The following is a 6817-nucleotide window of genomic DNA, read 5'->3' as shown; positions in this document are numbered from 1 at the left end:
CGGGTCACGTCTCGACGGAAATCAACATGCCGTCTCTGCGTCAAGGGGCGTTGCCCAGAGGGATGAGATTTGCGGGGCAGGGCGCCCAACACCGGCAGGCGCGCTGCCCGTCTCGGCCCATACGGGTAACGCCCGCATGACGCGGGGCTTCACCTTTCCCACAATCTGCTCACGTCCCTTCGCTCTATGATGGCGCGTTCCGTTCGCAGACTGCTGACGGCCGACAGCGCCCGCTCCCGAAGTCGCGGCCTTGCGGCTGGAAAAGGTGAAGTAAGATCCGATGGCGGCCCGCGCATAGCGCGCGCCCGGTTGATCCGGTGGCCGTTGCGGGGGATCGACCGGGCTTTACCGCCGACCAAATCAGAGAAATTGCAACGGCGTCATTCGAGAACGCGAAGCTTTTGACCCGATTACACGATGATTTACGAGCCATCCAACAACCTGCCTCATCAGACATTTGATCGTCCACATGTTGGCGCGGACCTCCATCATTGTCTCAACCATTAATTCCGATGAGAATGGCAACTCCGATGGCGATGCCAGCGACCCACACCCACGAGGGGATGCCTCCACCCTTGGCATCCTGGCGTTTCCGCTTGTTCTGTTTCTGCCGGTCGAGCCACGGCTCGTGGAATCCGATCAACCCAAGCACCACCAACTCGTACCGGTCGGAGCCTCCGGTAATTTCGTGCAGAAGGCCAAGGGTCTCCGTGGCGGTTTCCGGCTTCATCTCGTCTTTTCGCCGCTCAGACCGTAGCCGGGAGATGATGTCCGACAGGTCAGTTTCGATCGATCCAGAATCGAGACTCTTAGCGTGGTTAGAAAGGGCCTGCGCACGATTCTTGATCTCGATAAGTGCAGCATCCAGAAGGGTCGAGAGCACCCTTCCGTTGAAGCTGCTTTCGCCAGACACAGAGTTCTTAAGCATAGAACCGTAGCGGGTCGCCATAGTCAGAAGTTCGATGTCGTCGGCATCGGATATCAATCGGAAAATCTCGGTCTCCTGAGCCGTGCCAGGACTCCTGTACAGCTGACCCTCAAGAATCCGGTCAGAGCATTGATGTGAAAGCCGCAGCGTTTTGATCGCCTTGTGCACTGCGTCGTGGAGCCAACCTATCAGATCAACGGCAGTCTCCGCGCCTTCAACCTCTTCGCCTGCCCGGAATTTAGAGATTCCAAGAATTGTAAGGGAGGCCTGCATAGTGATGGCAATTTCATCGCTAGCCGAGATATGCCCTTTTGCAAGGCGGTATCCGCATATCTCTTTAAGCCGGTCGTAGTACGATCGGGCGATCCCCTCCGCTGTCATCAAGGCAGTTTTTTCGTCCATTTTGCCGGCGGACATGCCACGTAATATGCTTGCGGTCATGCTTCCGACCATTACAAAGCATCCGACTTCGTCGGCTTCTTTGATTTGGTCCATCATGCTGATGATCGGATTCTTATCTTCGACATTCATGGTATTTTCCATTTCAGTTCACTCCGATCGGTGATCACAGGTTCTTTCAGCATTGCATACCGCGAGCTGGCGCGGATCGGCACCCCTTCACGGTAGCAGGTTCGGAGATCCCGGCCGGGGCCGTGATCGGGTTGATGCAGCGGACGCGGCGGGGGATCGACCAGGCTTTGCCCGGCTCACCCCCGTCCCGACGCCTTTTCCATTTAGCAGGGTCCGCCCAACAGACCTGCCCTGGCCGGTCAAGGGGCAAGCGCCGCGCGTGCCGCGCGTCGGCGTCCAGCCGGGCCGTGTTGTCGGGCTGACGCCCGCCTGCCCGCACCACCCCGGCCTACCGCCCCCATGACAGTCCCGTGCAGGCCCGTGGGTCGGGCTTCGGCCTCACCCACTCTGTTCCGCCGGAAACATGCGTTTCCGGGCAGATCAGACTGGCCGAGGCGCAGCCCATAGGCGGAGCGGGATCAACCCGCCCCCATCATCGCTAGAGATAGGAGGCCAAATGTCTGGCATCTACACTGACAATGGCGCGGCCCGTGGTTTCAGGACGCGCTTGTTCCGGGACCGCCCTGACGGCAGCGGCGTCGAATGGACCTATGCCGTCGATTACGCCGCTGGCGAGAGCCGTTGGTATCTTTTTCACCCAATGATGGGGCCGACCATCAAAGACCTGATCGCGCAAGGCATGGTGCTGGCCCCCTATGACCAGCACATCGCCGCCGCCTGATCGCCGGGATCGGCCCGTTTGCTCCGTGCGGGCCGATAAACCCGAAACCCCGAGAAAAAAGGAAAGGAGGTGAATTAATGAGCAAAGCTGTCTTTGACCAGCGCCTTGCGGAAGCTTGGGCGCTTGTCAGGAAGGGCGATCACTTTGGCATCGGCCGCCGCTTCCTGAACCAGCATGGGATCATCTGAAACCCCTCGCCTCACCCCTCTCGGGGTGGGGCACCCATAACACAAAATATCGTCGCTAAACAAGGATAGAACCATGCAAGCCATCGTGGAAAATGTGCCCTTTGCCGACCTTTACCTGTCGGAACTGAACCCCCGCACCGTACTCGATCCGGCAGGGATCGAGGCCCTTGCCGCCAACATCAGGGAACTCGGCCTGATACAGAACCTTGGCGGCCTGCGCGACGAAAGCGGCAAGGTAGGGGTCATTTTCGGGGGGCGTCGTTATCGCGCACTCGCCATGCTGCAAGATGATCCGCGCTTTACCACCGTCCCGGTCAGGATCGCACCAGACGCCAGCACCGCCGAACTCTGGGCCACGAGCGAAAACCACCAGCGCGAACAGCCCCACCCCGCAGATGAAATCCGCGAATATGGGGCCATGTCACGCAAAGGGGCCAGTGTGCCCGCTATCGCTTTGGCTTTCGGCGTCACCGAAGCCCATATTTATCGCCGCCTCAAGCTGGCAAGCCTGCCCGCCCCCGTCCTTGATGCGCTCAAGGACAACGAATTGACGCTGGCCCAGGCCGCCGCCTTCACAGTCAGCGACGACGAGGCCCGGACGCTTGCCGTGCTTGCGGATGTGCGCGGGCGCGGCATCGAGGCCGAGGGTATCAAACGCCGCCTCAAATCGGAGGCCATTCTTAGCACCGACCGCCGCGCCGTTTTCGTAGGTCGGGATGCCTATGAAGCAGCGGGCGGCAGGCTCACCACAGACCTGTTCGGTGATGATGTATATTTTGAGGACGAGGCCCTGCTTGACGAACTGTTTGCCGCCAAGCTGGCCGAAACCGTCGAGGCGCTCTGTGCCGATGGCTGGAAATGGGCCGAGGCAAGCCCCACCAGGTGGATCGACTATAGCAACGTTGATAATCGCAAGTTTGGCCGGGTTTACGCCGAAACCCCTGAACTGACGGAAGAACAGGCCGAGCGATATGACGAGCTGGCCGAACTGGCAGAAAATGGCGTTCTGGACGATGCAGGGGAGGAAGAACTTGCCGCCCTCGATGCCCTGATGCAGCCGGTCATGTTGCCGGAGCAGAAGGCCCTTTCGGGCGTGATTTTCTGCGTCGATTATAACGGTCGTCTGGAAACCGTCACCGGGCTGGTCAAGCCCGAGGATCATGCCGCCGCCATTGAGGCCGGTTATATGCGCCAGCCCGTACAACGCGCCCAAAGCGCCAGCGAGGCCGGGAAATCCCCCATCAGCCAAACCCTGCGTGACGATCTGACCCGCGTTCTGACCGGCGCACGGCAACATGCCGCGCTGCGCGATCCCGATCTGCTGCTTGACCTGCTGGCCTATCAACTGACCGGCAGGATGGGCTATCGGTCGGCGTTCGGCATCCGCACGGATGATGTTCCGAACTTCCCGACGACCGGGGCCGAGGGCTACGAACTGGACGCGCGGCTGACCACGCCTGCCGAGCGGCCTGATGATCCCTTTGGCAGCGATCTGGCGAAAGGCTTTCGCGCGTTTCGCAAGAAAGGCCGCGATTACGTCATGGGCGAACTCACCCGCCATCTGGCCGCGCTGTTGACCGGCGCGGACAGCAAGCTGCGCAGCCTGATCGACAAGGAGGTCAACGCCCATGTCCGCGAGGTCTGGACACCGACCGCTGCAAACTTCTGGACGCGGGTTTCCGGCGCATATCGCCAGAAAATCTGGTGTGATCTGCTGAACCTGAAAGACGACCACCCGACCGCCACCACATTTGCCAAACTCAAGAAGGCCGAGCAGGCCGAACGGTTGGAAAAGCTGTTTTCTGACCCCGCGTTCCGTGAGGCCCATGGCGTTACCGACAAACAGGCCGAACGCATTGCAAAGTGGTTCCCCGAGGAAGTGAAATGATCGAGGCCGGGGCGCGACAGCGCCCCCGCCCTTCCCCTGTCAGCGCAGGAGTGAGAACAATGCCCGATTTTACTGCGTTCCGTCACCCCGCCCTTGCCGTCCCCTGCCCCGTCTGTCGCGCCCGGGTCGGCATCTGGTGCGGAAATTCCATCGGCCTGCCCTCGGCCGAGCTGCACACCGCGCGCGGCATCGAGGCCGAACGCGCTTTCATCGACCAGCATGGCCCGGACGCCGCAATCATCCGCGCGGCAACCGGCTGGCAGATCGACCGGTGCGGCCTGATCCGCGATTGAAAGTTTTTCTATCCGTCTCAGCGACAACTGGCCGCCCGCCCGGGCGGCCCTCTTTTTTTACCTCTGTCTGGTGGGTTGGTCCGGTCCCGACCCTGATGCCCAGGGCCGCGACCAGACCCGGCGCTAAGGCCGCGCCGGGCCGCCGCTGCGCGGCTGTCACCGTGGCGCCATCACTCGCGTCCGGCTGTTAACCCGTCTGGCGCACGCCAGCCGGGGCCGGACCTATCCACCACCACACGGATCTTGTCATTCTACCACACCGGTCAAGGACGGCGGGCGCGCAAGCGCGCCCTTGCAAGCGGCCCGTGCCGGGCCGTCCCTGACTCGGCGTGTCCGATGCCGGCGACCGTGCGGGGCGGCTAAAGCCTCGCATTTCCCGGTCAGAACGCTTACATTCCTGAAAGGAGATCATTCATGGCAAACGCACTGCACATCGACACCCTGAAATTCGCCCGCAAACTCACAGATGCGGGCATGGATCAGAAAGCGGCTGAAGCCATTGCCGAGGGGCTGGCCGAGGCGGATACCTCGACCCTCGCCACCAAACAGGACCTGGCCGAGTTCAAGGCCGAACTGTTTCGCCATCTCTGGATCATGGCCGCTGGCATCGTTGGCCTGACTGTCACGCTTATAAAAGTCCTGCCGGGTTGAACGGCTAAGCGGCCCCTTCGGGGGCCGCTTTCATATCTCGCCCTGTTTTGTCCCTCGCAGCCGCGCGCAATGCCGGACGCTGGCAGGCGCTACGCGCCAACCAGCGGCACGCCTGCTAGGTCATGTTGACAAATGGCGGATCCAGAGGCGGATCGACGTGATATCGATGAAGCCAAGGAAGCTTTCGGCGGTCTTGTCGTAGCGGGTGGCGACACGGCGAGCGTTCTTGAGCTTGTTGAAGCACCGCTCGACAAGGTTCCGCAGCCGGTAGAGCCTGCGATCGACAGCGACACGGAGCCTGCGAGACTTGCGCATCGGGACCACCGGCAGGATGCTACGCGCCTCCATGGTTTCGCGAACTTTGTCGGAGTCATAGCCGCGATCGGCCAGCAGGATGCAAGGCTCCGGCAGGTTGTCGTCCATGACCAGATCAAAGCCCAGGTAGTCCGATGTCTGGCCCGGCGTGATGTCCGACCTCATTGGCAGCCCGGCAGCATTGACGCGCAGGTGGACCTTGGTCGTGAAACCACCTCTTGAACGGCCAAAACCCTGTCTTGGAGTCCCCCTTTTGCGCCCGCTGCCTGATGATGGGCGCGGATCACGGTGCTGTCGATCATCTGGAGCGCATCCGGCACGATCCGACTTTCGTTCAGCGCTTCGAGGATCTGCTCCCACAACCCCGCCAGGGTCCAGCGCCGGAACTGGCGGTAGACACTGGACCACTTCCCGAACTCTTCTGGGAGGTCGCGCCAAGGAGAGCCGGTCCGCGCGATCCAGAAAATCCCATCAAGAACAAGGCGGTGATTTGCGGGCTTGCGCCCGTTCGGGGCGCGTACGGCCAGAATGAAGCGCTCATGAAACGCCCATTCCTCGTCCGACATCAGGTCTCGTGCCAAGCTGGTCTCCATTGCAGGTACCAGCTTGAATCACGATCAGGCCACCCTGTGAATACCTTTTGTCAACACCACCTACTCTCGGTGCTTTGTCATGCGGGCACGCAGACATGCATTCATGCTGTCTGGCATAATGTCATGCATACCGACATGCAGTCTCGCATACCTTCATGCACGCAGACATGCAGAATGTCAATCAGACCGGCACGCACGCATTCAGTAATGCGGTAAGTAATGCACGCATGCAAAAAGGTAATGCATTACAATCATGCATAATGGTAACGCATAATGGTAATGCAGAAAAGTAATGCAGATATGCACAGATTTGGTAATAAACACCCTTATTGCGGTGCCTGATGCCACGAGTCTTGCTGCCGGGTCACATCTCCACTACAAGCGACATGCCCGCTGTAGTGTCCGCTGCGCGGCGCTGCGAGCATTGTGCGCGCCCAGGGTCGCGCCGGGCATGAAACGGAATCGTATCATGCTCCCCGACCGCTTTCCTTGACAGTCAAGCGTTCTGAGCTCATGATACGATGTACGATGGCAAGAAATGCAATCGTAATTTTTTACACTTTGTGACATGCCCGGAAGATGGCTCTGTTGCACAAATCCCGTCAGGGATTCAGATCGTGAATCCAGGGTGGTAGCTGTGATGTATGAGCAGACCCACACCGCCAACCTACAGGACCAGAAACTGGCCAGCCTACAATGAAGCGCTCAA

The 6817-nt window shown here is 60.3% G+C and carries 5 protein-coding genes and 1 pseudogene; 4 read left to right on the top strand and 2 right to left on the bottom strand.

Annotated features, from left to right (window positions below):
- Positions 1-496 precede the first annotated feature (496 nt).
- Positions 497-1459, bottom strand: a complete 963-nt coding sequence (locus tag PARACOCCUSGL_RS0119395; RefSeq protein WP_138918406.1) for a hypothetical protein — start codon at positions 1457-1459, stop codon at positions 497-499.
- A 496-nt stretch (positions 1460-1955) separates the two neighbouring features.
- Between PARACOCCUSGL_RS0119395 and PARACOCCUSGL_RS0119390 the strand changes: the two genes are divergently transcribed.
- From PARACOCCUSGL_RS0119390 to PARACOCCUSGL_RS0119370, 4 genes are all read left to right on the top strand, one after another.
- The gene (locus tag PARACOCCUSGL_RS0119390) at positions 1956-2180 is read left to right on the top strand and encodes a hypothetical protein (RefSeq protein ID WP_010400483.1); all 225 of its coding nucleotides are present in this window, start codon (positions 1956-1958) and stop codon (positions 2178-2180) included.
- 261 nt (positions 2181-2441) lie between these two features.
- Positions 2442-4256: a ParB/RepB/Spo0J family partition protein gene (locus PARACOCCUSGL_RS0119380; RefSeq protein WP_010400476.1), complete on the top strand. Its 1815-nt coding sequence runs from the start codon at positions 2442-2444 to the stop codon at positions 4254-4256.
- Positions 4257-4315: 59 nt separating this feature from the next.
- Entirely contained in the window at positions 4316-4549 is a 234-nt protein-coding gene (locus tag PARACOCCUSGL_RS0119375) for a hypothetical protein (protein WP_010400474.1), read from the top strand.
- Positions 4550-4963: 414 nt separating this feature from the next.
- Complete coding sequence (locus PARACOCCUSGL_RS0119370; protein WP_010400470.1) at positions 4964-5200, top strand: hypothetical protein; 237 nt, start codon at positions 4964-4966, stop codon at positions 5198-5200.
- A gap of 120 nt (positions 5201-5320) precedes the next feature.
- Here the strand turns inward: PARACOCCUSGL_RS0119370 and PARACOCCUSGL_RS21700 are convergent.
- Positions 5321-6081, bottom strand: a pseudogene (locus PARACOCCUSGL_RS21700) (IS5 family transposase).
- Between the last annotated feature and the right edge of the window lie 736 nt (positions 6082-6817).

The organism is Paracoccus sp. TRP (genome assembly GCF_000185925.1).
Lineage (GTDB): Bacteria > Pseudomonadota > Alphaproteobacteria > Rhodobacterales > Rhodobacteraceae > Paracoccus > Paracoccus kondratievae.
Note: the sequence above shows the minus strand (reverse complement) of the source record. Positions and strands in the feature narration are given on the sequence as shown.

Coding starts and splice junctions, on each gene's coding strand:
- PARACOCCUSGL_RS0119395 (WP_138918406.1), bottom strand. CDS start 1,459: ATGAATGTCGAAGATAAGAATCCGATCATCAGCATGATGGACCAAATC.
- PARACOCCUSGL_RS0119390 (WP_010400483.1), top strand. CDS start 1,956: ATGTCTGGCATCTACACTGACAATGGCGCGGCCCGTGGTTTCAGGACG.
- PARACOCCUSGL_RS0119380 (WP_010400476.1), top strand. CDS start 2,442: ATGCAAGCCATCGTGGAAAATGTGCCCTTTGCCGACCTTTACCTGTCG.
- PARACOCCUSGL_RS0119375 (WP_010400474.1), top strand. CDS start 4,316: ATGCCCGATTTTACTGCGTTCCGTCACCCCGCCCTTGCCGTCCCCTGC.
- PARACOCCUSGL_RS0119370 (WP_010400470.1), top strand. CDS start 4,964: ATGGCAAACGCACTGCACATCGACACCCTGAAATTCGCCCGCAAACTC.